This is a genomic window from Nitrospirota bacterium, assembly GCA_016214855.1.
Classification (GTDB): domain Bacteria; phylum Nitrospirota; class Thermodesulfovibrionia; order Thermodesulfovibrionales; family UBA6898; genus UBA6898.
In genome coordinates this window covers 150,641-175,090 of sequence record JACRMT010000005.1, presented here as the reverse complement: position 1 = coordinate 175,090, position 24,450 = coordinate 150,641, and the positions used below count along the sequence as shown (strand labels likewise).

General features: G+C 49.1%; 28 protein-coding genes and 4 pseudogenes. All 32 read left to right on the top strand.

The window, feature by feature from the left end; genetic code table 11:
- The first annotated feature begins 26 nt into the window (after nt 1–26).
- The 32 genes and pseudogenes from HZB62_07470 (at nt 27) to HZB62_07315 (ending at nt 24,418) form a co-directional block, all read left to right on the top strand.
- Nucleotides 27–263 (top strand): annotated as a pseudogene (locus HZB62_07470) (sugar transferase).
- Nucleotides 264–406: 143 nt separating this feature from the next.
- Nucleotides 407–754, top strand: a complete 348-nt coding sequence (vanZ, locus tag HZB62_07465) for a VanZ family protein (protein ID MBI5074989.1) — start codon at nt 407–409, stop codon at nt 752–754.
- A gap of 267 nt (nt 755–1,021) precedes the next feature.
- Nucleotides 1,022–2,911, top strand: coding sequence for a polysaccharide biosynthesis protein (locus HZB62_07460; GenBank protein MBI5074988.1), 1,890 nt, complete (start codon nt 1,022–1,024; stop codon nt 2,909–2,911).
- Entirely contained in the window at nt 2,893–3,171 is a 279-nt protein-coding gene (locus HZB62_07455; GenBank protein MBI5074987.1) for a hypothetical protein, read from the top strand. The genes HZB62_07460 and HZB62_07455 overlap by 19 nt, the downstream gene beginning before the upstream one ends.
- Nucleotides 3,172–3,286: 115 nt before the next feature.
- Nucleotides 3,287–4,420, top strand: coding sequence for a nucleotidyltransferase family protein (locus tag HZB62_07450; GenBank protein ID MBI5074986.1), 1,134 nt, complete (start codon nt 3,287–3,289; stop codon nt 4,418–4,420).
- Nucleotides 4,421–4,649: 229 nt separating this feature from the next.
- Nucleotides 4,650–4,943, top strand: coding sequence for a hypothetical protein (locus HZB62_07445; GenBank protein ID MBI5074985.1), 294 nt, complete (start codon nt 4,650–4,652; stop codon nt 4,941–4,943).
- A gap of 95 nt (nt 4,944–5,038) precedes the next feature.
- Nucleotides 5,039–5,311, top strand: a pseudogene (locus tag HZB62_07440) (WecB/TagA/CpsF family glycosyltransferase).
- 209 nt (nt 5,312–5,520) lie between these two features.
- Nucleotides 5,521–5,751, top strand: a complete 231-nt coding sequence (locus HZB62_07435) for a DUF433 domain-containing protein (GenBank protein ID MBI5074984.1) — start codon at nt 5,521–5,523, stop codon at nt 5,749–5,751.
- A 25-nt stretch (nt 5,752–5,776) separates the two neighbouring features.
- On the top strand, nt 5,777–6,115 hold the full coding sequence (locus HZB62_07430) for a DUF5615 family PIN-like protein (protein MBI5074983.1): 339 nt from the start codon (nt 5,777–5,779) through the stop codon (nt 6,113–6,115).
- Nucleotides 6,116–6,469: 354 nt separating this feature from the next.
- Nucleotides 6,470–6,697: a hypothetical protein gene (locus HZB62_07425; protein ID MBI5074982.1), complete on the top strand. Its 228-nt coding sequence runs from the start codon at nt 6,470–6,472 to the stop codon at nt 6,695–6,697.
- A gap of 290 nt (nt 6,698–6,987) precedes the next feature.
- Entirely contained in the window at nt 6,988–8,190 is a 1,203-nt protein-coding gene (locus HZB62_07420) for an ATP-binding protein (protein ID MBI5074981.1), read from the top strand.
- Nucleotides 8,191–8,321: 131 nt separating this feature from the next.
- A complete protein-coding gene (locus HZB62_07415) occupies nt 8,322–8,969 on the top strand; it encodes a transposase (protein MBI5074980.1) in 648 nt (215 codons plus the stop codon).
- 401 nt (nt 8,970–9,370) lie between these two features.
- A complete protein-coding gene (locus HZB62_07410; protein MBI5074979.1) occupies nt 9,371–10,540 on the top strand; it encodes an ATP-binding protein in 1,170 nt (389 codons plus the stop codon).
- A 617-nt stretch (nt 10,541–11,157) separates the two neighbouring features.
- Nucleotides 11,158–11,400, top strand: coding sequence for a type II toxin-antitoxin system Phd/YefM family antitoxin (locus tag HZB62_07405; GenBank protein ID MBI5074978.1), 243 nt, complete (start codon nt 11,158–11,160; stop codon nt 11,398–11,400).
- 13 nt (nt 11,401–11,413) lie between these two features.
- On the top strand, nt 11,414–11,677 hold the full coding sequence (locus HZB62_07400; GenBank protein ID MBI5074977.1) for a putative toxin-antitoxin system toxin component, PIN family: 264 nt from the start codon (nt 11,414–11,416) through the stop codon (nt 11,675–11,677).
- Nucleotides 11,637–11,783: pseudogene (locus HZB62_07395) on the top strand (WecB/TagA/CpsF family glycosyltransferase). The gene HZB62_07400 and the pseudogene HZB62_07395 overlap by 41 nt, the downstream one beginning before the upstream one ends.
- Nucleotides 11,784–11,911: 128 nt before the next feature.
- Nucleotides 11,912–12,130 carry a type II toxin-antitoxin system HicB family antitoxin gene (locus HZB62_07390; GenBank protein MBI5074976.1) on the top strand — a complete coding sequence of 73 codons (219 nt, stop codon included), beginning with the start codon at nt 11,912–11,914 and terminating at the stop codon, nt 12,128–12,130.
- Nucleotides 12,131–12,346: pseudogene (locus HZB62_07385) on the top strand (type II toxin-antitoxin system HicA family toxin). It begins immediately after the preceding gene.
- 193 nt (nt 12,347–12,539) lie between these two features.
- Nucleotides 12,540–12,782 (top strand): hypothetical protein, encoded by a 243-nt coding sequence (locus tag HZB62_07380; GenBank protein MBI5074975.1) that lies wholly within the window; start codon nt 12,540–12,542, stop codon nt 12,780–12,782.
- Nucleotides 12,782–13,210 (top strand): type II toxin-antitoxin system VapC family toxin, encoded by a 429-nt coding sequence (locus HZB62_07375; GenBank protein ID MBI5074974.1) that lies wholly within the window; start codon nt 12,782–12,784, stop codon nt 13,208–13,210. Before HZB62_07380 ends, HZB62_07375 begins: the two co-directional genes overlap by 1 nt.
- A complete protein-coding gene (locus HZB62_07370; GenBank protein MBI5074973.1) occupies nt 13,207–13,497 on the top strand; it encodes a hypothetical protein in 291 nt (96 codons plus the stop codon). The genes HZB62_07375 and HZB62_07370 overlap by 4 nt, the downstream gene beginning before the upstream one ends.
- The gene (locus tag HZB62_07365) at nt 13,494–14,387 is read left to right on the top strand and encodes a nucleotidyltransferase family protein (GenBank protein MBI5074972.1); all 894 of its coding nucleotides are present in this window, start codon (nt 13,494–13,496) and stop codon (nt 14,385–14,387) included. Before HZB62_07370 ends, HZB62_07365 begins: the two co-directional genes overlap by 4 nt.
- Nucleotides 14,388–14,898: 511 nt before the next feature.
- Nucleotides 14,899–15,180, top strand: a complete 282-nt coding sequence (locus HZB62_07360) for a type II toxin-antitoxin system Phd/YefM family antitoxin (protein ID MBI5074971.1) — start codon at nt 14,899–14,901, stop codon at nt 15,178–15,180.
- On the top strand, nt 15,171–15,626 hold the full coding sequence (locus tag HZB62_07355; protein ID MBI5074970.1) for a type II toxin-antitoxin system VapC family toxin: 456 nt from the start codon (nt 15,171–15,173) through the stop codon (nt 15,624–15,626). The genes HZB62_07360 and HZB62_07355 overlap by 10 nt, the downstream gene beginning before the upstream one ends.
- Nucleotides 15,610–16,953, top strand: a complete 1,344-nt coding sequence (locus HZB62_07350) for a nucleotide sugar dehydrogenase (protein MBI5074969.1) — start codon at nt 15,610–15,612, stop codon at nt 16,951–16,953. Before HZB62_07355 ends, HZB62_07350 begins: the two co-directional genes overlap by 17 nt.
- Nucleotides 16,954–17,186: 233 nt before the next feature.
- Nucleotides 17,187–18,362, top strand: coding sequence for a GDP-mannose 4,6-dehydratase (gene gmd / locus HZB62_07345; GenBank protein ID MBI5074968.1), 1,176 nt, complete (start codon nt 17,187–17,189; stop codon nt 18,360–18,362).
- 127 nt (nt 18,363–18,489) lie between these two features.
- Nucleotides 18,490–18,864 carry a four helix bundle protein gene (locus HZB62_07340; protein ID MBI5074967.1) on the top strand — a complete coding sequence of 125 codons (375 nt, stop codon included), beginning with the start codon at nt 18,490–18,492 and terminating at the stop codon, nt 18,862–18,864.
- 98 nt (nt 18,865–18,962) lie between these two features.
- Complete coding sequence (locus HZB62_07335) at nt 18,963–20,075, top strand: GDP-L-fucose synthase (protein MBI5074966.1); 1,113 nt, start codon at nt 18,963–18,965, stop codon at nt 20,073–20,075.
- Between the two features lie 132 nt (nt 20,076–20,207).
- Nucleotides 20,208–20,939: an NTP transferase domain-containing protein gene (locus HZB62_07330; GenBank protein MBI5074965.1), complete on the top strand. Its 732-nt coding sequence runs from the start codon at nt 20,208–20,210 to the stop codon at nt 20,937–20,939.
- Entirely contained in the window at nt 20,876–21,748 is an 873-nt protein-coding gene (locus tag HZB62_07325; GenBank protein MBI5074964.1) for a mannose-1-phosphate guanylyltransferase/mannose-6-phosphate isomerase, read from the top strand. The genes HZB62_07330 and HZB62_07325 overlap by 64 nt, the downstream gene beginning before the upstream one ends.
- Nucleotides 21,749–21,939: 191 nt before the next feature.
- Nucleotides 21,940–23,292: a phosphomannomutase gene (locus tag HZB62_07320; protein ID MBI5074963.1), complete on the top strand. Its 1,353-nt coding sequence runs from the start codon at nt 21,940–21,942 to the stop codon at nt 23,290–23,292.
- Between the two features lie 52 nt (nt 23,293–23,344).
- Nucleotides 23,345–24,418 carry an undecaprenyl/decaprenyl-phosphate alpha-N-acetylglucosaminyl 1-phosphate transferase gene (locus HZB62_07315; GenBank protein MBI5074962.1) on the top strand — a complete coding sequence of 358 codons (1,074 nt, stop codon included), beginning with the start codon at nt 23,345–23,347 and terminating at the stop codon, nt 24,416–24,418.
- The last annotated feature ends 32 nt before the right edge of the window (nt 24,419–24,450 follow it).

Below are 24,450 nucleotides of genomic sequence, written 5' to 3'. Positions count from 1 at the left end.
ATGTAAGTACAAATCTGTAAACTCTCCGCCCTGCCCTCTTCAATCAGGACGATCTGATCGAACTGCGAACCAATAAGGGCATCCATCGACTGACTCCGGGCCTCACCGGCTGGGCGCAGATTAACGGCCGCGATGAACTGCCGATACCGGTTAAGGTCGATTTTGACGCGTATTATCTGAAGCACCGATCCTTTGCCCTTGATATCAAGATCCTCTTCCGCACCTTCTTCAAGGTGGTAAAACGAGAAGGAGTAAAGCATTAGAGGAAGTGATGATTGACATGTTTTTACTCCTTACTCCCTGCTTCTTACACCTCATACCTTACGCTTCGCAATTTACTCCTTGTTAGCCCTGAATGAATATATTTCGTCCCTTGAAACTTAAATTATTATGGCTGTTTATTGGCATGGCGCTGGTAGCGGCAGTTATATATTTATCGCTGACCGATACGTTCCTGGATTATCTGCAGATCGAAAATGATCTTAAGCCGGGCCATATCATTGCGTACGCTATTCTGATGTTCTACTTTGCCCAGTTGATTATTAATTCTCGTATTGGATGGTTCATTGCCGGTTTTTTTGTTCTCATGGGTATCGTTCTTGAGTATCTTCAGGGGATGTCCGGGTACCGGACCTTTTCTTATTACGATATGTTCGCGAATTGTATGGGCGTCTCTATCGGATTTATTGTTTCAAAAACTCCCCTGGTGAATACGTTGGAACATATCGACCGAAAAATAGCCGGGTATTTCTGACTGACAGCACCCAGGCCTTTGGATTGACAATGCCCTTATCGATTTTATTAAGAAGGAAATTCAGTAGTGCAGACCTGTCAGGTTTCCTCCTTTTATCAACCAAGCCCTTTAATTTGTAATGGCAGCTCTTTTTCTGGTAAATTATTCTCATTGGATATGCCTGTAACATACGAAAGAAGAAGCAGGTAACGGACAAAAATGGGGCAACTTCTTACTACAAAAATCTACACATTTCTCAGAAATGCGATATTCCGCTATAGGCGGATTATGGTCGCTCTACTTCATCTGCTGCAGGTCGCTGCAGCGAATTACTTTGCCTTTGTTCTCAGGTTCGACGGGTTTATTTCCCCACTATCGCATAACGACCAGTTCTCAAATTTCATCGGCTATCTTCCTGCCCTGCTCGCGATCCGTCTTGCCATGTACACAGGCTTTGGCCTGTACAAGGACCTCTGGAAATATTCGAGTGTCCGGGATCTTGTCAAGCTCGTCTGGACAATCCTTCTTGGAAGCGGCCTTTTCTTTGTTCTGGTCAGACTCATTCTGAACGATACACACTATCCTCGGTCCATTTATATTCTTGACGGTCTGCTGCTCCTGATGATCTCAGGCGGCACAAGGCTCGGTTTCAGGGTTTTCCGCGAATATCTTGAGAAGCAGGTCTCTTCAAAAAAAGTACTTATTATTGGTGCGGGAGATGCCGGTGAGATGATCGTGCGGGATATGCTGAACAATGCCCGTTATAACATAGAACCGATCGGGTTTATCGATGACGATCTGCACAAGCGCGGGATGCAGATCCACGGTCTGCCGATCTTCGGCCCAAGAGAGCGAATAGCCGCAGTGGTGGCGCAACACCAACCGGATGAGATCCTGATCGCGCTACCTGCAATGAGCGCAAAGGTCATTCGGGAGGTTTATGAATACTGCAAGCAGTTTAACCTTCCGGTAAAGACCCTTCCCGGTCTGCATGATATTGTTGAGGGGAATGTGACCGTCTCTCATATCAGGCCGCTGTCTCTTGAAGACCTTCTCCAGAGGGAGCAGATACGCACGGATATCGAGGAGGTATATGCTCATATCAAAGGCAAAACTGTGCTGGTTACCGGCGCGGGCGGCTCGATCGGCTCTGAACTCTGCAGGCAGATCATGCTTTATGGTCCGCAAAAACTTGTACTTTTTGACCGCTATGAAAATGGGCTTTTCGCTATTGATATGGAACTGAGGAGCAAAGAGCAAAGAGCAAAGAGCAACGCACAGACCCCTTCACCCATTACCCCTCATACATTACCCGTTATAGTGACTGTTGTCGGCGATATGCGGGATGCCGCATCGGTTGCCGCACTCTTCTCCGAGTTCAGACCCCAGGTGGTGTTCCATGCTGCTGCGCACAAACATGTGCCGCTCATGGAACTGAATGCTCTTGAGGCGGTGAAGAACAACATCTTCGGCACGCGAAATCTGATACAGGCAGCTTCGCAATACGGGACGGCGAGCTTTGTGACGATTTCTACTGACAAGGCGGTCAACCCGTCCAATGTGATGGGTGCAACGAAACGTGTGACAGAGTTCCTGGGCCTCTGTATAAACGATAGTTCTTCAACAAAGTTCACGACCGTGCGGTTCGGCAATGTTCTGGGGAGCAATGGCAGCGTTGTCAATACCTTCAGGGAGCAGTTGCGAAACGGTGGCCCGATCACGGTAACCCACCCTGACATAAAGCGGTTTTTCATGCTCATACCAGAAGCAGTTCAGCTGGTGCTTATCTCCGCAGCCCTGGGCAAGGGCGGTGACATCTTCGTTCTCGAGATGGGCGACCAGATAAGGATCGTGGAGCTTGCCGAAAACATCATAAGACTCTCCGGCATGGTGCCGTATGAAGATATACAGATAGAGTTTATCGGTCTGAGACCCGGGGAAAAGTTATATGAGGAGCTGTTCGACGAAACAGAACTGGCAACAGCTACGCCTCACGAGAAGATACGTGCAGCGATCCCATCATATATTCCCAGCTACCAGGCACTGCAGTGCCATATTGATGAATTCGAACGCATTATCAAAGAGAATGCAGTTGATGAGGTGATCCCCACCCTTCAGAAGATCGTCCCGAACTACCGTCAGAATACCCCGCAGGCACAATGCTCACCTTTGGCATAGAGCAGCTCTCAAAAAAGGAGGGCTATCTTTTTTACAGACTCGCAGATAAAGAAAAGGATCAGCTTGTTGATCACCTTGACCTCTATGAAACTGATGACGCCGCACTTGAAGCGCTTCTTGAACAGGCAGTTCTTTCTGCAAAGGAGGCCCTCATCGATGCAGGCCGGGCGAGGGATGTCATGGGCCGATTGTACCAGACTGAAAACATCTCAGGTTGGATGCAGGCCCTGCTTCAAAAAGCGATCGAGAAACACTGGTAACGCTGTCGTTTTTGGCCACTTAGCTTCATCTCCGAATCCCTCCACCCCGGTGCTGCAATGATTATCCTAACGTGTCTCTTGCCGGACACATTCAGCTTGCTGCTACAATACTCCTATGAAGTTATCTCCTGAAGAGCGTATTGTTCTCCTCCTCTCCCAGCCTATGCCATCTGATATGGTGATGCAGGAGGTTCAGACCCTTCTGTCCGACACAGCAAGGCCGCTCGACTATAACCGGTTGATCCAGCAGGCTAACCTGAACCAGGTGACGCCGCTGCTTTATAAAAACCTTTCAACTTTTCAGATCGTTCCTCATGAAGTCATGCAGCGGCTGATGACACACTACATAATGAACATCCAGCGAAATGCAGACCATCTTGAAAAGACCTTGCAGCTCATTGATATCTTGCGCAGGGCTGGGATAAACTCCATCCCTCTGAAGGGTTCTTTTGCAGCCGAGACCCTGCTTGGCGATATGGGTCTTTACCCCACTTCTGATTTAGATCTGTTTGTCCAGTGGGATGATCTGCATGTTGCACAGAAAACCCTTATTGCAGCCGGCTATGATCTCAGCAAAGGGATTGGTGAGCAGGACCAGTTGACAGCTTCCTATCACCTCCGCTTTTACAGAGATAACACTGTGCTGGAACTGCACTGGAACCTGGTGAAGCGCTACTTCAGTGCTGATCCAGATTACTGGTGGGAGGATCTGAAGGAGATCGAATATCGCGAACAAAAGTTCTTTCAGCTGTCAAATGAGAAACATCTTCTCTATCTGATCTCGCGGTTATTTTCCCATGGCTTTCTGCCGCTCCGGTTTTTCATGCTTCCCCTTATTGTAATTTCCAGGCAGGATGTCGCCTTTGACTGGGGGACGTTTATGAGATCTGCCAGGGCATTAAAGATGGAACGACTCGCAAACTTTACCATAAATCTCCTGCATGATATTTTTTTTATACAGATCCCGGAAGCTTTCCAGTGCAACCGGATGCTTGGCTATGCCATTCTTAAAGATAAGGTCATTACAGGATTTTTCAAGCCTCCGGTGAATTCTCGTCTCAGAATGGTCATGTTTTTGATCCTTCTTGAGTCCCCTGTCGATATATTCAGGATCCTCCTTCGCAGGATATTCCCTTCTTCAGCCGAGATCCGCCTCAGGTACAACCTCCCCCAGAGCTCCCTCAGGACTCTCCCCTATTACATCCTGAATCCCTTCATCATGCTGTTCAAAAAAACAAAGAGGCCGTAAAGCGTGAAGTGTGAGTTCAAAAGCTGAGAGCCGAGCCCCCTAACCCAAATCATTGCACCCCGGAGGTGCAATGATTATAATGACATTTCGCTTGTCGGGCACATTCGCCAGGAATGCCCATGCTGAGTTTCAGACCAAATACACTGCTGAGCACAATTTTAAAATGTTGATGGATATATTTAAAAAAGCTATATTATCCTGAAGGAAAGCAAGCGAAGAGGAGGCGACTATGAGCAATGTCAAAATCATATCGGATCGGGAGGAAAGTGCTGAACTGGTCAGAACAGCCGTCTTGGCGGAGCTGAGCAGACTTGCGTTGGCATTGAACAAAACAGACAAGATAATAAGCCAGCTCGAAGAGCGGCATAACATTGCTTCTGATGTCTTTCTCAAAGATGCCTCAGCTGATGATCTGCATGGAGGAGATGAAGAATATGTTCAGTGGTCAGGGGAATTGCAATTGCGCAAGCGCATAATTGAGGATATCCAGAAATTGAAAAGTATTGAGTATGTTCATAACTGAGTATCTGAAAGACCTTACAGGAATTGTTGAACAATACGCAAAAACCGAACTTATCCTACAATAGACTGATGGTGGAGGCAATTAATCTTGCAGCGCCGGATGTGCTCTGGGTCGGCATGACTGCACCGAAGCAGGAAAAATGGATATATCAGAACAGACACCGGCTTAAGGTAAAATTCATCGGTGCAATCGGCGCTGTCTTTGATTTCTACACAGGCAATGTGAAGCGTTCCCATCCTGTATTTCAGAAACTGGGGCTTGAATGGCTGCCCCGTCTCCTCCGCGAACCCCGCCGCCTCTGGTACCGCAATTTCATATCAAACCCCTCCTTCCTCCTCCGTGTCATCCGTCAAAAACTAACCCCCTAACCCAAATCCTTGCACCCCGGAGGTGCAGGGATTATAATGACATTTCGCTTAACGGCGTAAAGACGTAAGTCGTGGAAGCGTAGAGGTAATGGAAGTAAAGCCGCTGGGGCGGATAAGGTATCAGTTCGTAGATGCGCACACCTCCAATGGCAAAGAGCGCTCTCTCTAACTATGCTATAATGAAAATAATCGCGTGAAAGGAGTCAGATATGGATGACGATAGCCGCATTGAACTTAGCCCAAGGGTTTGTAATGGAAAACCGGTAATCAAGGGTACCCGCATTCCGATAACCGTCATTCTTGAGCAGATAGCAGAAGGAGCATCGTGGGAGTCCATCCTTGAAGGCTACCCTGAGCTCAAGAGGGAAGATATCCATGCTGCGCTCATGTATGCAAAGGCATCCCTCGACCATTCCGAGTTAGAGACCATTGGCGCCTGAGCCTCTAAGACTCTATCTCGACCAGATGTTCCATCTCGATCTTGCTGAAGCTCTGCGCGGTGACGGTCACGATGTCATACGGGCTTCGGAAACAGGGGATGCCCGATCAGATGATGCTCAGATCCTGCGGAAAGCTATTGATGATAGCCGCATTCTGATAACCCTTGATGAACATTTTGGCGATTGGACAGTGCTTCCTCTGAGCATTCATCCCGGAGTAGTTCGCATAAAAGTCCATCCGACGACTTCGGAAAAGATCATTAATCTCCTCATTCCCTTTTTAAGCTCCCATAGTGGGCATTTATTTAAGAATCACCTTGTCATCCTTTCTGAGAAGCGCGCAAAATGGATCTCTACGGCTTAATAGCGCAGGCATCGCCCCGTCTCCTCCGTGTCATCCGTCAAAAACTAACCCCCTAACCCAAATCCTTGCACCCCGGAGGTGCAAGGATTATAATGACATTTCGCTCTTATTGAACACAGTTCACCTCAAAATGATATCTTTCCGGCTTGAACCGAAATATCGTATTCACGGGCAGTCACTGTTAGGCGAAAAGATTACCGCACTGCTTTACAGATGCCTGCTTCGGCTGTGCAAGCCGAACAGGTCACGCTGGCCTCTTGTCCTGCGCGGCAGGTTAAGCATTAATCCCCGTGAACTGCCTAATTATGATATCATATAGCATATATATGCCATAAAATATGCGAGGAGGTTTACATGAAAAGAACAACTATTTTTGCTGACGACTCCATGATTGAGGAGCTGAAGTCCGTATCCCGTCGTGAAAGCAAAAGTCTTGCTGAGACGGTCAGAGAAGCAATGTCATTATATCTTGAAAAGAAGCGACCCGATGGCAGAAAATTGAGCTTTGTTGCAATAGGGAAAAGCGGCAGAAAAAATGTAGCGGAAAGGCACGAGGAGCTGCTTTGGAAAAAGCGCGCATAAGAGGGCCGGTTGTCGCTGATACCGGGTTTCTGTATGCTCTTGCAGATGGGGGCGACAGTTGGCATGAAAGGGCTGTTCAGTTCACTGAATCCTTTCAAGGACATCTTATCCGCCAAAAACTAACCCCCTAACCCAAATCCTTGCACCCCGGAGGTGCAATGATTATAATGACAATGCTATCCACTTTGCCAGCCTTATATTCTTTGCTTATTTTAGTTTACTAAACGTTAAATATCGGTTATTATTAATGCATGACAAATAGGAGCCTTTATAATCCCATAAGCGATGCAATGGCAAGCGATTTGATCCTGGTGATTGTTGGTGCCAGGCAGACCGGCAAAACAACCATTCTGCGTCAGCTTTACAAGGATTGCCTGCAGCACGGAAATACGGCACATTTCATCAATCTGGAACGCCTTGAATATGTGGCTTTGCTTAACCAGGCACCTGAAAACATCTTTTCAATCCTGCCTCTGCCCCCCGAAGGTGAACGGGCTACGGTGTTTATTGATGAGATCCAATATCTGGACAACCCCTCAAATTTCCTGAAACTCCTCTTTGATGAATATCGGACTCGGCTGAAACTGGTGGTAACCGGCTCTTCGGCATTTTATATTGACGAAAAATTCACGGACTCCCTTGCCGGACGCAAACGCCTTTTTCATCTGCCAACCCTCTCTTTCAGTGAGTTTCTGCTGTTCAAACTGCGCGAAGATCTGGCAAACCTGCTCCCAACACGCTTTTCTCCGGATAATTTTACTGCAATGTCGCAACTCCCCTTGCTGCAACGGGATGAACTGGTGCGGCTCTTTATCGAATTTTCCCGCTTCGGCGGGTATCCGGCGGTAGTGCTTGCAACCGATGAAGCTGAAAAGCTTCTGATATTGGAAGACCTGATCAACTCCTCGGTAAAAAAGGATATTTTAGAGTCGCGGATTAGACATCCGGAACCTTATTTCATGATGATCAAGATGCTTGCTGCGCAAGTCGGTTCACTCATGAATCGCAATGAACTATCAAAATCCATCGGGGTTTCAGTACAGGCAATCGATAATTATCTGTATGTGCTGCAAAAGTCATTTCATGCCGTGATGATAAAACCTTTCCACACCAATGTCCGTAAAGAACTAACCAAGATGCCGAAGCTTTACTTTGCCGATATGGGAATGCGGAATTATCTCGTAGGGGATTTTCGTGATTTTCGTCTTCGCAGTGACCGGGGAGCTTTTCTTGAAAACCTCTGTTTCAGACAATTAAGCACACATGTTGCGAATGAAGATATCTGTTTTTGGAGAACACAGGATAAAACAGAGCTGGATTTTGTGGTGCTGGGGCAGTACGGTTTTGAGATAAAAGCAAATCCGGAGACATTTTCCCCCGCCACCTATGCCAGCTTCCGGGAACGGAATCCCTCTATCTCGGTGGATGTCGTCACCTTCGATAACTTTGCCGAAAAATCGACCCATCGCGTATGGGGAGCGTTCGGGATATGATGATCTGACAAGTGATCTGGTACCGCAATTTCATATCAAACCCCTCCTTCCTCCTCCGTGTCATCCGTCAAAAACTAACCCCCTAACCCAAATCCTTGCACCCCGGAGGTGCAATGATTATAATGATTTGCATGAAAAGAGATCATTTATCCACCGATGCTTTCTATCACGTTTTTACCAAGAGCATAGCAGGCTACTGCATATTCAGGGACGACCAGGACTATGCCCGCATGATCAACCTCATCAAGTATTACCGCCTGGAAAAACCCCCGACCAGGTTTTCCTCATATATATCACTACAGGACAAAGAGCTGTTTTTTAGTAAATACTGCCTGACAAGGGATCTGCTTGTTGATGTCATTTCGTACTGCATCATGCCGACACACCTGCATATTGCACTGCAGCAGCGTAAGGGCAATGGTATTTCGGCCTTCATGGGCAATGTGCTGAACAGCTACACCCGATACTTTAATACACGCTCCGGCAGAAAAGGACCCTTATGGCAGAGCAGATTCAAACACGTTCCGGTCGAAAGCAACGAGCAACTAAGCCATCTTACGCGATATATCCATCTGAACCCGGTAACTGAACACTTGTGCGAAGACCCTGATCAATGGAAATATTCCTCCTATAGAGAGTATGTGGACGAAACCAAAGATGCGTTGTGTGTTCGGGATGAGGGGCTTTTTCGGAGCCGCTCTGCTTACCGCGATTTTGTGCTCGATCAAAAGGAATATCAGCGCTCTCTTGCCCATATGAAATCCCTGCATCTGGAGTAAATCATCTCCAGCCTCCCATTTGCCTGCACCCCGGAGGTGCAAGGATTCCTGCCGAGATCCGCCTCAGGTACAACCTCCCCCAGAGCTCCCTCAGGACTCTCCCCTATTACCTCCTGAATCCCTTCATCATCAGGCCGGAAGCAGAAGTTGATCTGACAGAAACTTTTTCACGGTATGAGGATAAGCGGCAGGGGTTAGGATACGATTTTCTTTTGCAGATCGAAGCGGGTAAGAATCTCTCCAACTTGAGCTAAAGAAATCTTTTGGCAAGGATGTCGTGAAGACCCTGTGTTAATATAATTTTGCATTTTGTATTGATAGCGAATAGTGAACAGCACGTTACCAGCCATCTTGTCGCCTTATCCTTGCAATTCAGGGAGTTATATTCCATAATTGCATATATGATATACCGTCTGCTGTATCCAAAAATAGCAGAAGCGCTTGCATACTCTCCTGCTGTTGCCCTGCTTGGGCCTCGCCAGGTGGGCAAGACCACGCTGGCTCTTGAAATAGGGCGAAAGCTCAATGCACTTTATCTCGACCTTGAATCAGAGAAGGATCGTGCCAAACTTCTTCAGCCAGAGCTGTATCTTGCAGATCATATAGACAGGCTGATAATTTTCGATGAGGTGCATCGCGTCCCTGGACTGTTTCCAGTTCTGCGAGGTCTCATTGACCAGGGGCGTCGCGACGGCCAGCGTGCCGGGCGTTACCTGCTGCTGGGCTCTGCTTCACTTGATCTGCTGAAACAGTCCGGCGAAACATTGGCAGGGCGCATAGCGTACCTTGAACTATCCCCTTTTCATATATTGGAGACCGGCGAACTGGCATCAGAAAATCTTTGGGTAGCCGGCGGGTTCCCGGAAAGTCTGCTTGCCCAGGATGCCGGGCTGAGTCTGCGCTGGAGACAGGATTTTATCCGTACCTACCTTGAAAGAGATATCCCACAGTTTGGTCCTCGAATTGCCGCGGAAACATTGCGTCGCTTCTGGGTCATGTTGGCACACAATCAGGGTAGTCTGCTGAACACGGCTCAATTCTCCCGCAATCTTGGTATCGATGTAAAAACGGTCAATAGCTATCTGGATCTCCTTGTTGATCTGATGCTGGTGAGACGTCTTCAGCCCTGGCATGCCAATATTGGCAAGAGACAGGTGAAGTCACCCAAGGTGTATGTGCGTGATAGCGGCCTTGTTCATGCTTTGCTTGCTATACCTGACAAGGAAAGCCTGCTTGCCCACCCGGTAGTTGGACAAAGCTGGGAGTGTTTTGTGATTGAAAATCTGCTTGCCGCCGGAATGGGGCAGGTTCAGGGCTTTTTCTATCGTACCGGAGGAGGAGCCGAAGTAGATTTGCTGCTGTCATGGCCGGATGGAACTCTCTGGGCCATCGAGATAAAACGCAGCCTCAGTCCGAAGCTGGAGCGCGGGTTTTACGCTGCCTGTGCAGATATGTCTCCTGCGAAAAAGTTTGTTGTGTATCCTGGCGTCGAACGCTACCGGCTCGCGCCCGACACAGAGGCTATTCCACTGGCGGCATTGGCTGCAGAAGTCACAAAAGGCAAGGAATAAGGTTTTTGGAGAACACAGGATAAAACAGAGCTGGATTTTGTGGTGCTGGGGCAGTACGGTTTTGAGATAAAAGCAAATCCGGAGACATTTTCCCCCGCCACCTATGCCAGCTTCCGGGAACGGAATCCCTCTATTTCGGTGGATGAAAAAGAGATCATTTATCCACCGATGCTTTCTATCACGTTTTTACCAAGAGCATAGCAGGCTACTGCATTTCGTACTGCATCATGCCGACACACCTGCATATTGCACTGCAGCAGCGTAAGGGCAATGGTATTTCGGCCTTCATGGGCAATGTACTATGTGGACGAAACCAAAGATGCGTTGTGTGTTCGGGATGAGGGGCTGTTTCGGAGCCGCTCTGCTTACCGCGATTTTGTGCTCGATCAAAAGGAATATCAGCGCTCTCTTGCCCATATGAAATCCCTGCATCTGGAGTAAATCATCTCCAGCCTCCCATTTGCCTGCACCCCGGAGGTGCAAGGATGACATGAGAGACACAAAAAAGCTTGGAGCACAGGTGCTATAAAATTTCTATCACACTGTAAGCTTCCCCTTGACCCCATCAACTAATAACCAGTGTAATCATATCAACCATAATGGTCATAGGAGGTGCTATGTTAAAAACGGTATCAGCCATCAAAGCACGACAGAATCTCGGACAGGTAATGAACGAGGTTTCTCTCAAGGATGATGAGTATATTGTTGAGCGTTCCGGCAAACCGCTGGTGGCTATCATTCCGATTGAGAAGTATCTGAACATGAAGGTAAGCGTGAAGAATTTTTCAGATTATACAGCTCTCTGCAGGAAACTGCGGATCGTTCCACCCCTGTTGATGAGGATATTTCAGATGCCCTGACCGCCGCACGGCGATGATCCGAATCGTTCTGGATACCAATCAGCTTATCAGCGCTCTTCTCATCTCAGGCTCCAACCCGGACAGGATTATCAATATGGTCAAGGACGAAAAGGTTTTGTTGCTGATGTCCGATGCCATCTGCGACGAGATCTCCAGAGTTCTGGCTTATCCCAAGATCAGAAAACGCCTTGCTGCTTCCGATGCAGAACTTCAGAATTTTGTGCAATTGCTTCGCACTGAAGCGTTCCCATCCTGTATTTCAGAAACTGGGGCTTGAATGGCTGCCCCGCCTGCTCCGCGAACCCCGCCGCCTCTGGTACCGCAATTTCATATCAAACCCCTCCTTCCTCCTCCGTGTCATCTTTAGAGGCCGTGATGCGTAATGCGTAATGCGTGATGCGTAATGCGCCCGCCACAGGCGGTTTCGCCGGGGAGGATGAAGCGTAGAGACACGAGGCGCAGGTGCAGATGTGATATACTAACAAAAGAAATATCTGCGAGGAGGTTTGCTATGAGATTCAAGGTCGTTATTACCCATGACACCGATTATGATGGCTATGTTGTGGATGTTCCTGACCTCGTCGGCTGCATGAGCCAGGGTAAGACTATGGATGAGGCACTCCAAAACGTAAGAGATGCAATAAAGGGATGGCTGTTTGTAGAGGAAAAACACGGAAGGCTGGTCCGTCACGAAGAACAAGAAGTCTTTTTGGGAGAGGTTACTGTTTAGGTGGGGGTGCTCTCCAACCTTTCCGGAAAGGATACAGTCAGGATCTTTGAGCAGTTTGGTTACTGTGGATCATCAGACCGGCAGCCACATGATACTCTATCATCAATCAAGACCCACTCTTTCAATTCCTAATCATAACGAATTAGCCCCTGGATTATTGCGAGGACTGATAAGAAAAGCGGCATCTCTTTGGACGACTTCCTGAAATTCAGGTAATTTTCCTTTGGCCCCGTAAAAGCCCGAATCCTCCCACCCTGGAGTGCACAGGGCCAAGAGTCCCTGAAGATCATGGATACATGCCCGGCGCTGTCTTTGATTTTTACACGGGCGATGTGAAGCCATGACCAAACTTTTATGATGAGTTCTGCGTCAATTTGATATAATAGCGCATTGACAAGGAGGCAATAAGATGCAGGCAGCGAAATCCCTTTCTTACAAAAAGCAGGTGGTTCAGCACTTAAGCAAGCTCTCCGCAGATGATCTGCAGGAGATACTGGACTTTACTGAGTTTATTCTGACCAAACGCCATCAAATCGGGTCATCAACGTCGGTCAAGCGTCTTGTTCCAGAAAAAGATCCCATTTTGAAGCTGATTGGAAAGATCAGCATTAAGCCTTTCTCCTGTGCGATTGATGAGGAACTGTACGGTTGATGCCGGATAGGCTCTTCATTGACACATGGGGTTGGATCGTACTTTACAATAAACGTGAGCCCCGCCATAAAGAAGTAAATACTTTTTATCGAAAGTTCCGTCTGCATGGTGGCAAAATATACACATCTGACTATGTTCTTGATGAAACGTTCACTCTCTTGTTTAAACGTGTTGCGGGAAAGTCCGCGGCTGACGCATTACGCTTGATTCAGTTAGCATGCACACAGGGATATGTTGAAATAGTCCCGGTTTCCCCGAAGGTATTTGAAAAAGCGATACAGTTACGGCTGAAACTCCATGATAAACCAGGGATATCATTTACTGATCTTACATCTATGCTTGTCATGAAAGGACAAGGGATTCCCTTAATCCTCACCGAAGATGATCATTTCTCCCACGTAGGCATGAGTTTTACCCGACCACTGTGAAGAAGTGCAGTCCCTTCGGCCTTGAAGTGGTGCGAGGATTACACAATACCCCCATGAAGTTATCTCCTGAAGAGCGTATTGTTCTCCTCATTTCTCAACCTGTGCCATCTGATATGGTGATGCAGGAGGTTCAGACAATCCTGTCCGACACAGCAAGGCCGCTCGACTATGACCGGCTGATCCAACTGGCAACCCTGAACCAGGTGACGCCGCTTCTCTATAAAAACCTTGCTTCGATCCAGATCGTTCCTGCTCTGATCACGGAACGGCTGAGAAGCACTATATAGCGACCTTACAAAGAAATGCAGCTCATCTCGAAGAGACCCTGCACCTGATCGATATCCTGCGCAGGGATGGGATAAACTCCATCCCGCTCAAAGGTTCTTTTGCAGCAGAGACCCTGCTTGGCGATATGGGCCTGTACCCCACCTCGGATATAGATCTGCTGGTCCGGAGGGACGATCTGGATACGGCACGGGAGACCCTTATTGCAGCCGGATATGATCTCAGCAAAGGGATTGGTGAGCAGGACCAGTTGGCAGGCGTCTATCACCTCCACCTGCATAAGGGCGCGCATGTGCTGGAGCTGCACTGGAACCTGGTGAGAAGGTATTTTGAGGCATCCTCTGCATACTGGTGGAAAGATGCAGAAGAGATGATTTTCCGGGGCGCGGCACTCCCCTGTCTTTCAAATGAAAAGTATCTTCTGTATCTGATATTCAGGCTGTATTCCAAGGGCTTTATGCCGCTTCACCATGCGGTGCTCATGCCGGCGCTTCTGAGCCGGAAGTTCGACTGGGATAAGTTCATGGCCTCTGCCGATCATCTGAAGATGAAGAGGCTTGCGCTGTTCACCCTGAAGCTCATGCATGATGCATCCGGCATCGATATCCCAAATGAGATAACGCAGAGAAATCTGATCGGGTATGCTTTTCTCAAACGGTATGTCATCAAGGGCCTGTTTCGTCAGGATGTCAAACCCCACCTCAGAATGGCAGTGCTTCTTGCCCTTCTTGACTCCCCGCTCGATATCTTCAGGGTCCTCCTTCGCAGGATATTCCCTTCTTCAGCCGAGATCCGCCTCAGGTACAACCTCCCCCAGAGCTCCCTCAGGACACTCCCCTATTACCTCCTGAATCCCTTCATCATGCTGTTCAAGAAAACAAAGAGACTGTAAAACGTGAAGTGTGAGTTCAAAAGCTGAGAGCCAAGCCCCCTAACCCAAATCCTTGCACCCCGGAGGTGCAGGGATTATAATGACATTTGTTTTTGGAGAACACAGGACAAAACAGAGCTGGATTTTGTGGTGCTGGGGCAGTACGGTTTTGAGATAAAAGCAAATCCGGAGACATTTTCCCCCGCCACTTATGCCGGCTTCCGGGAACGAAATCCCTCTATTTCGGTGGATGTCATCACCTTCGATAGCTTTGCCGAAAAATCGACCCATCGCGTATGGGGAGCGTTCGGGATATGATGATCTGACAAGTTATTGAGACTGATCTATTCTTGATAACTATTCATTACTTGTATGAAAAGACATGAGACCAAGGGCTTGCATATGACCTGCACAGTTACTCATCTCATTGAGCAATATTACTCTTTGGTCGAGTAATATTGACAGGATGAATGGCCCATAGTAGATTAATATATGATAATATTATAATCAGATTATCAGAGAGGATATTTGTATGATAAAAACGATTAATGCAACAGATGCTGCGCGTGAGTTCTCGGATATACTGAACTCTGTAAAATATAAAAGAGATTCCTTTACCGTGATGAGGGGGGGCAAACCGACGGCTGCGATCGTGCCTGTTGAATCAATAGGAACTCTTCGGACCATGGGCGAGCTTCGGCTTCTCATTAAGAATCTTCCCCGCCTCGGCGACGATAGTCTGCAGTTTGCGCGCGATATTAATGACCTGTGCCATGATCAACCTGCAATGCCTGATAGCAGCTCATGGGAGTGATCTTCGACACCAGCGAGATCATCTCGCTTGAACGCAACGCGGACGATATAGATACGCTTGTTCGCGGTCGTGAAGATGAACCTTTTGGCATAAGCGTTGTTACCGTTGCCGGGCTTCTGCATGGGGTTGAACGCGCAGACACCGAATCACGCAAGACAAAAAGGCTGGCATTCGTTGAAAAGGTCATAGAACTTTTCCCGGCATTTCCTTTCGACACCGCAGTAGCTCGCATCTATGCGCGGCTCTGGGCAACGTTGGCAAAAAAGGGCGTACGTGTTGGAGCCCACGACCTCATCATAGCGGCAACTGCGCTTTCCATGGATTACACCATTGTCACTGCAAATGCGCGGGACTTCGACAAGATTGAAGGCATTAGAATCGAAAAGCGATCTATAGATCAAATTGTCAGCATTTCAACGGGGGTAATGCATGGAACTTCTGGATAAGATAAAGAATAACAAGGCTCGGATAGGCGTTATCGGGCTCGGGTATGTCGGCCTGCCGCTCATTATCGAGTTCTGCAGGGCCGGATTTAAGGTCACCGGGTTTGATATAGATCAGAAAAAGATCGATCTTCTGAACAAGGGCAGGAGCTATATAAAACATATCCCGAGTGAAACTATTGCAGCTATCTGCAGAAAGGATACGAGGGCCGGCCAGCCTGCAAGCTCCTCAGCTTTCCAGCCGACAACCGATTTTGCCCGGTTGTCGAACATGGACTGCATTATCATCTGCGTTCCTACGCCGCTGAACAAAAATCGCGAACCTGACATGACCTATGTCTTTAACACCGGCCGCGCCATAGCCCGGCATCTCAGAAAAGGCCAGCTTGTGGTTCTGGAATCGACCACCTATCCCGGCACCACGGATGAGGACCTGCGGCGCATACTTGAAGAAAAAGGACTGAAGGCCGGGAAGGATTTCTATCTCGCCTTTTCCCCTGAGCGCGAAGACCCCAACAACAGGGACTTTTCGACCTCAACCATCCCGAAGGTGGTCGGCGGCTATTCAACGCAATGCCTCAGGGCTGCAAAGGCCCTGTATGACAAGGTTGTTACAAAGACAGTTCCCGTCTCATCGCCAAAGGTCGCAGAGGCGGCAAAGCTTCTCGAAAATATCTACCGCTCGGTCAATATCGCCCTGGTAAATGAGATGAAGATGCTCTTTGACAAGATGGATATCGACATCTGGGAGGTGATCGAGGCGGCAAAAACAAAGCCATTCGGGTTCCAGGCCTTCTACCCCGGCCCCGGCCTTGGCGGCCACTGCATACCGATCGATCCTTTTTATCTCACCTGGAAGGCCCGGGAGTATGATTTCTCAACACGCTTCATCGAATTGGCAGGCGAGATCAATACCAGCATGCCGTATTATGTGGTGCAGAAGACGATCGAGACCCTGAACCAAAAAGGAAAGAGCATCAACAAGGCCGGGATATTGGTCCTGGGGGTTGCGTACAAGAAGGATATAGACGATCAGAGGGAGTCACCGTCCCTGCGCATTATGCAGCTTCTGAAGGAAAAGGGCGCCAGAGTGGAATATAACGATCCCCTGGTCCCCCTATGCAGAGGACACCGCCACTATCCTGATATTGATATGAAATCGAAAAAACTGACGCCTGCAGCGCTGAAAAAAGCTGATATTGTGCTGCTTCTGACCGACCACTCTGCGTACGACTATCCGTTCATCGCACGCTATGCTGCCTGCATCATTGATACGCGAAATGCCTTTCATAAGGCCGGGATTGTAAATAAGAAGATCATAAAGGCGTGATAAAGGCCCCAAAGCAGGGAAAGGCCGTGAAGCGTAAAGCGTAATTCGTGAAGAGTGCTGAGTACATACGGAGAAGGGCTGCTACCTTTAGCCATAAGCCTATAGCCTGCCTCATCCCTGTAGCCATAACCCTTGGCCATCTTCATCTCTGCCTTTGCCATGAAGCGTGACGATTCATATCCGCTCAAAGTATAATATCCGTCAGTATATACGCAGCCTTAAAGGGGAAACCGATGAAACAGAAGACCGCACTCATTACAGGGATCACCGGGCAGGACGGGGCATATCTGGCCGAACTCCTCCTGAACAAGGGATACATGGTCCACGGCATCAAGCGCCGTTCGTCGCTCTTCAACACGCAGAGGATCGACCACCTCTATCAGGACCCCCACGAAAAGAAAACCGGGTTCAAACTTCATTACGGCGACCTTACTGATTCGACCAACCTCATTCGCATCATTCAGGAGACACAGCCGGACGAGATATACAACCTTGCTGCCCAGTCGCATGTGCATGTGTCGTTTGAAACGCCTGAATATACGGCAAATGCCGATGCGCTCGGCACGCTCAGACTCCTTGAAGCCCTGCGCATTTTAACCATGACGAAAAAGGTGAAGTTCTATCAGGCCTCCACAAGCGAACTGTACGGCAAGGTTCAGGAGACGCCCCAGAAAGAGACAACGCCCTTTTATCCGCGAAGCCCGTACGCGGTTGCCAAGCTCTATTCATACTGGATCACGGTGAATTACCGCGAGGCATACGCCATGCACGCAAGTAATGGCATTCTCTTTAACCATGAATCGCCGGTCCGGGGCGAGACCTTCGTGACCAGAAAGATCACCCGGGCAGTTGCCCGCATCTGTCTCGGCCTTCAGAAAAAGATCTATCTCGGCAATATCGATGCAAAAAGGGACTGGGGCCATGCAAAAGACTATGTAAAGGCCATGTGGCTCGTGCTGCAGCAGAAACAGCCGGATGACTATGTGATTGCAACAGGCAGGCAGTATTCAGTTCGGAATTTTGTCGAGCTTGCATTCAAAGAGGTCGGCATCGGTATAACCTGGACAGGCAAGGGAGTAAAAGAAAAGGGCATCGTAAGTAAAGTAAGCAGTAAGCAGAAGGCAGTAGGCAGTAAAGACCGCTCAGATACTCATCACCCATCACTCATCACCCATCACGGCCTTCAGCCGGGAGACGTTGTGGTGGAGATAGATCCGCGGTATTTCAGGCCGACCGAGGTTGAGACCCTGCTGGGAGATGCTTCAAAGGCCAGGAAGAAACTGGGCTGGAAACCCGAGATCACGTTTAAGCAGCTCGTTTCAGAAATGGTATGCGAAGACCTGAAAGAGGCTGAAAAGGACCAGTTCTGCAAAGGCAAAGGCTTTAAGATCATGAGATACCATGAGTGAAGATAAATAGACAGAGTAGACAGTGGGCAGTGGGTAGTAGGCAGTAGGTAGTAACCAGTAAGCTCTCATACTACAAAAGGAAAGTGGCGAGAAAACAAAATAGAAAGCGCATGACAGAAAAGATTAGATGATATATAACGGATATAAGGATCTGAAAGCTTATCAGATGGCATATGCCTTAGCCATGGATATTTTTGAGATTACGAAAACCTTTCCAAAAGAAGAAAGATATTCGCTCACTGACCAGATACGAAGATCGTCAAGAAGTGTTCCTGCTAACCTGGCCGAAGCATGGAAGAAACGACTATACCCCAAAATGTTCGTTAGCAAGGTTGTGGATTCGGCAGGAGAAGCAGGCGAAACAGAGGTCTGGATTGACATGTCAAAAGATGCCGGATATCTTACACCAGAAGTTCACAAAGAGCTTAAATCCAGATATGACGAACTTAATCGAATGCTTTTTGGTATGATTGACAAACATGAAAAGTTCTGCAAAAGATAGCGCGTGTTCTTACATTATGATCGATATATTGCATGATTCTTTCTGTTTTTATGATGTAAATCTGCTTACTGCTTACTGCATTGTGCATACTGGAGCCAATGAATCCTACATCTAAGATCTTCGTAGCCGGGGGGACCGGCATGGTGGGCACAGCGATCATTAAACGGCTGCTTGCAGCCGGATATGAAAATATCATCGCGAACTGCTTCAGCAAAGAACCTGTCACGAATTACGAATCACGAGTCACGTTCATCAGGCTCGATCTCACCCGGCAGGCTGATGTTGAGGCCTTTTTTGAAAAAGAGCAGCCTGAATATATTTTTCTGGCAGCAGCAAAGGTCGGCGGCATTCTGGCCAACAGCACGTATAAGGCTGATTTTATCTACGAAAATATCATGATCGCGTCGAACGTGATCCACGCGGCATACAGGTTCAATGCAAAAAAACTGCTTAACCTCGGCTCGTCCTGCATCTATCCGAAGCTCGCGCCCCAGCCGATGAAAGAGGAGCACCTTCTCACCGGGACCCTCGAACCGACGAATGAACCCTATGCAGTTGCGAAGATCGCAGCGATCAAGCTCTGCCTATACTATAACGAGCAGTATGGCACGAACTTTATCTCTGTCATGCCGACAAACCTGTACGGACCCCATGATAATTTCGATCTTCAGAACTCCCATGTGCTGCCGGCAATGATAAGAAAGTTCCATGAAGCGAAAAAAAGGCAGGATAAAGAAAAGGTCAAGGTTAAGGCTGAGGTTAAGATGAAGAGCAAGGAAATGATGGCAGACACCAGTGAAGAGGCTGTGCCTGTTTCCTCAACCTTAACCTCGACCTCGGCCTGCGATTCTTCTGCCGTAACGCTCTGGGGCACAGGCTCGCCCTGCCGCGAGTTCCTGCATGTTGACGACCTTGCCGACGCCTGCGTTTTTCTTATGGAGCGGTACAATGCAGCGCAGATCGGAGAATTCGTGAATGTGGGCACAGGTTCTGACCTGACCATCAAAGACCTTGCTGAGATGATAAGAAAGATAGTCGGTTTTGAAGGGGCAATAGTATGGGACAGAACCAGGCCGGACGGCACGCCAAGGAAGCTCCTTGATATATCGAGGCTCAAGGCGCTCGGCTGGGAACCAAAAACAGCTCTTGAAGACGGCATCAGAAAAACGTATGAATGGTACGTTAATAGCTTACAAGCTGGCAAGCTATAAAGCGTGAAAGCGGACAGGCGTGAATGCGAACCGGCAATTTAAGCAAAGGCAGGAAAACCAGATGCTGATAAACAGCAAAACAGAAAGACGCATTAACACTTCTACGCTTCTACACATCTGCAAGGTGTCTAAATGATAGTCCCTGTTATCCTTTCCGGCGGGTCCGGCACACGGCTCTGGCCGCTTTCCCGGGAGCTCTATCCAAAGCAGCTTCTGCCTCTTGTCGGAAAAAGCACCATGCTGCAGGCAACAATAGCAAGGCTGTCAGGCATCCCTGATATCACTAAGCCGCTCATCGTTGCCAATGAAAACCACCGTTTCATGATCGCTGAGCAGCTGCAGCAGATCAATGCTGCACCGTCAGCCCTTATACTCGAGCCTGTCGGCAGGAACACTGCACCTGCTGTTGCTGTTGCTGCGCTTCATGCCTTGTCAATAGGGAAAGATCCCCTGCTCCTCGTCCTCCCGGCTGATCATGTTATCAGGGATACGGCAGCGTTCCGGGCTGCTGTTGCAGAAGGCGTGAACTATGCGATAGAGGGAAAACTTATCACCTTCGGTATTGAGCCGGGATCTCCTGAGACCGGATACGGGTATATAAAAAAAGGCAAGGAAATACAGGTTAAGGCTAAGGTTGAGGTTAAGGGCAAAAGGCGAAAGGTTGAAGGCAAAGAAGCACTCATCACGATTCACGATTTACGATTCACGCCTCACGCTTCACCCATCACTCATCACCCATTACTGTCTTTCAAGTTGCCCGTTTTGAAGAAAAGCCCTCGCCTGCAAAGGCAAAGTCTTTCGTGCAGTCAGGCAACTATCTCTGGAACAGCGGCATGTTCATGTTCAGGGCATCTGCATATCTGAAGGAGCTGAAACGCCACGCCCCTGAAATGCTCAGGGCAGCTGAAAAGGCCTTGAAGCATTCAGTGAAAGACCTTGATTTCCTGAGGCTGGACAAAAAAGCCTTTTCAAAATGTCCCGGTGATTCGATCGACTATGCGGTTATGGAAAAGACAGAGTCTGCTGTCGTGATCCCTCTTGACGCAGGGTGGAGTGATGTGGGCTCCTGGGCATCGTTATGGGAAGTGCTGCCAAAGGACAGGCAGGGCAATGCCTTTTCCGGTGATGTGATAGCTCATGATCTGAAAAACTCGTTCATATATGCGGGCGAAAGGCTTGTGGCCGCTATCGGCATGAAAGACTGCATTATCGTCGAGACCTCTGATGCCGTGCTCGTCACGCATAAGGACGAGGCCCAGAAGGTGAAGCATATCGTCGAAGAGCTCAAAAAACAGAAACGCGATGAGGCTCTGCTGCATCTCAGGGTGAACAGGCCCTGGGGAACATACGAGTGCATTGACAGCGCTGACCGTTTCCAGGTGAAGCGCATCACCGTTAACCCCGGGGCGCGCCTTTCGCTTCAGAAGCATAGGCACAGGGCTGAACACTGGATCGTGGTAAAGGGCACAGCACGTGTTACACGCGGCAAAGACGTGATGACTGTAGGAGAAAATGAGTCAACCTATATCCCCCTCGGCGTAAAACACCGGCTGGAAAACCCGGGCAGGATACCCCTTGAGCTGATCGAAGTGCAGTCCGGCACGTACCTTGGCGAGGATGACATTGTGCGGTTCAAAGATGAGTACGGAAGGTCAATAAAGAAGAGAGGCTAAGGTCAAGGTTAAGGTTGAGAGTGGACACAAGATAAGATTCAGGCTATGAAAAACAAAAGCGGAAATCATGCGAAAGAGTATAAATAGGAGGCTATTATAGTGGCATTTTCCGTAATCTCATCATTCAATTCTCTCAGCTTTATCCTCAGCTTTATCCTCAGCCTTAGCCTTAACCTCAACCTGCTATCTCTATGATGCTGACCTGCTTTAAAGCATACGATATACGGGGAAGGGTTCCGGATGAGCTGAATGAGGATATTGCCTATCGCATAGGCAGGGCCTATGCCGAATTTCTGAAGACAAGGCGTGTGGTCATAGGACGGGACATCAGGCTGTCGAGTGCATCCCTGACCGCAGCCCTCACAAAGGGTCTGCTTGACTCAGGCAATGATGTTCATGATATCGGGGTCTGCGGCACAGAAGAGGTTTACTTCAGCACGTTCCGGTTCAGGATGGACGGCGGCATCATGGTGACTGCCAGCCATAATCCTGCTGACTATAACGGCATGAAACTTGTGCGGGACGCAGCAAAGCCGGTGAGCAACGATACCGGCCTCCGTGAGATCAGGGAATTGGCGGAGCAGAACAAATTCACTGCAGCGCCCGGCAAAGGCAGCGTCTATCCCCTTGCTCACCGCAGCGACTATATTGACCATCTGCTCGGTTATGCAGATAAAAAGGTATTGAGACCTCTGCGGATCGTGGTGAACCCGGGCAACGGATCTGCAGGCCCTGTCATTGATCTCCTGGAAAAGCATCTCCCTTTCAGCTTCATCAAGGTGCAGCACGAACCTGACGGCAGATTCCCCAACGGCATTCCCAATCCGCTCCTGCCTGAGAACCGGGCAGCAACAGCCGAGGCAGTGAAGGCTCATAGTGCAGATATCGGCATTGCCTGGGACGGTGACTTTGACCGCTGCTTCTTCTTTGATGAAAAAGGCAGGTTCATCGAGGGCTATTACCTTGTCGGGCTCCTTGCCCGGGCATTGCTTGCAGCACACCCGGGAGCGCGGATCATTCACGATCCCCGGCTGACCTGGAACACAATCGATATCGTGAAAAAGGCCGGCGGCATCCCAATGCTGTCCAAAACCGGGCATGCCTTTATCAAGGAACGGATGCGCGCCGAAGATGCGGTGTACGGCGGTGAGATGTCGGCCCATCACTATTTCAGGGACTTTGCATACTGCGACAGCGGCATGATACCCTGGCTCCTTGTTGCCGGGATCATATGCAGAACAGAAAGATCCCTCTCGGCACTCGTCAGTGAGCGGATGGCGATGTTCCCTGCAAGCGGCGAGATCAACAGAACGCTGTCCGATCCTGAAGGCGCGATCAGAACCATAGAGGAGCACTACCGCAGGGATGCTGTTTCAACAGACCGCACGGACGGCCTCAGCATGGAGTTCCGGTCATGGCGTTTTAACCTGAGAAGTTCAAACACAGAGCCGGTTGTCCGCTTAAATGTCGAATCCAGAGGGGATGAACTGCTGATGCGTGACAAGACAGCCGAGATCCTCGCAATGCTTGACAGCAGGCCATAATGCTTGTTTTTTCGGGATGTTATTCATAGAATAGAAAAATCCTGGAGTGGAGATGCCCGCGATACTTACCGAGCTGTTGATATTTCTGATACCGTGCGCTGTCACCATGTTCATACTGCCGAGGTTCGCCCGCCTTGCCGCTGAGGTGGGACTGGTCGACCTTCCGAACCGCCGCAAGATGCATGCTGTTGCCAAGCCGCTGGTCGGGGGCCTTGGCATGTCTCTGGGTGTTGCCTTCGGCTGCCTTCTTTTTCTGCCACTCACCCACATGAGGGGCTATTATGCCGGCGCGATCCTGCTTGTGGTGATAGGCTTTTTCGATGATTTCAGGGAAGTGCATCACAGGATGAAGTTCGCTGCCCAGATATTGTCGGCTGTCCTGGTCGTATACTTCAGCAATAATGTTTCTCTTCATACGTTTGGTGATCTGCTTCATCTCGGGGATATCGACTTCCCTGCCCTGTCACTGCCGATGACCGTGATCGGTTTTGTGGGAGTGATCAATGCAATGAACATGATCGACGGCGTTGACGGTCTTGCAGGAGGCGTATCGCTCATAGCCTTTATCTCATTCGCTTATCTCGGGTATATCGACCATCACCGGGATCTCATGCTGCTCTGCATGGCTATTTCAGGCGCGCTCGCGGCCTTCATGAGATACAACTGGCATCCCTCCCGCCTTTTTATGGGAGATGCGGGAAGCCTCTTCCTGGGCTTCTCTGCTGCCTTTGTATCTATTGCCCTGACGCAGGAGCAGAACAGCATAGCCCGGCCTGTGGCGCCCCTGCTGATCCTTACAGTTCCTATTGTTGACACGTTGACCGTCATGACCAAGCGGCTGATAAAAGGCAGGAGCCCTTTCTATCCTGACAAGACACACCTGCATCATGTGCTGCTGAAGTTCGGGTTCAGCAAACGACAGACGGTCGCGATCATGCTCTGCATGTCTGCTGCATTTTCGTCTATCGCTGTTGCAGGCACGCTGCTGGAAATGCCGGAATACTACCTGTTCTTCCTGTTCCTTGCCTATTTCTTCCTCTATTTCATCGCATCTTTTTTCGTCAGGAATGTGCTGCTCAGGCGGAAGAGGAATGCCCGGCTTCGTGCAGGGACAATAGAGAGATAGAAATGCCTGCAAGCTTGCAGGCTGGCAAGCTT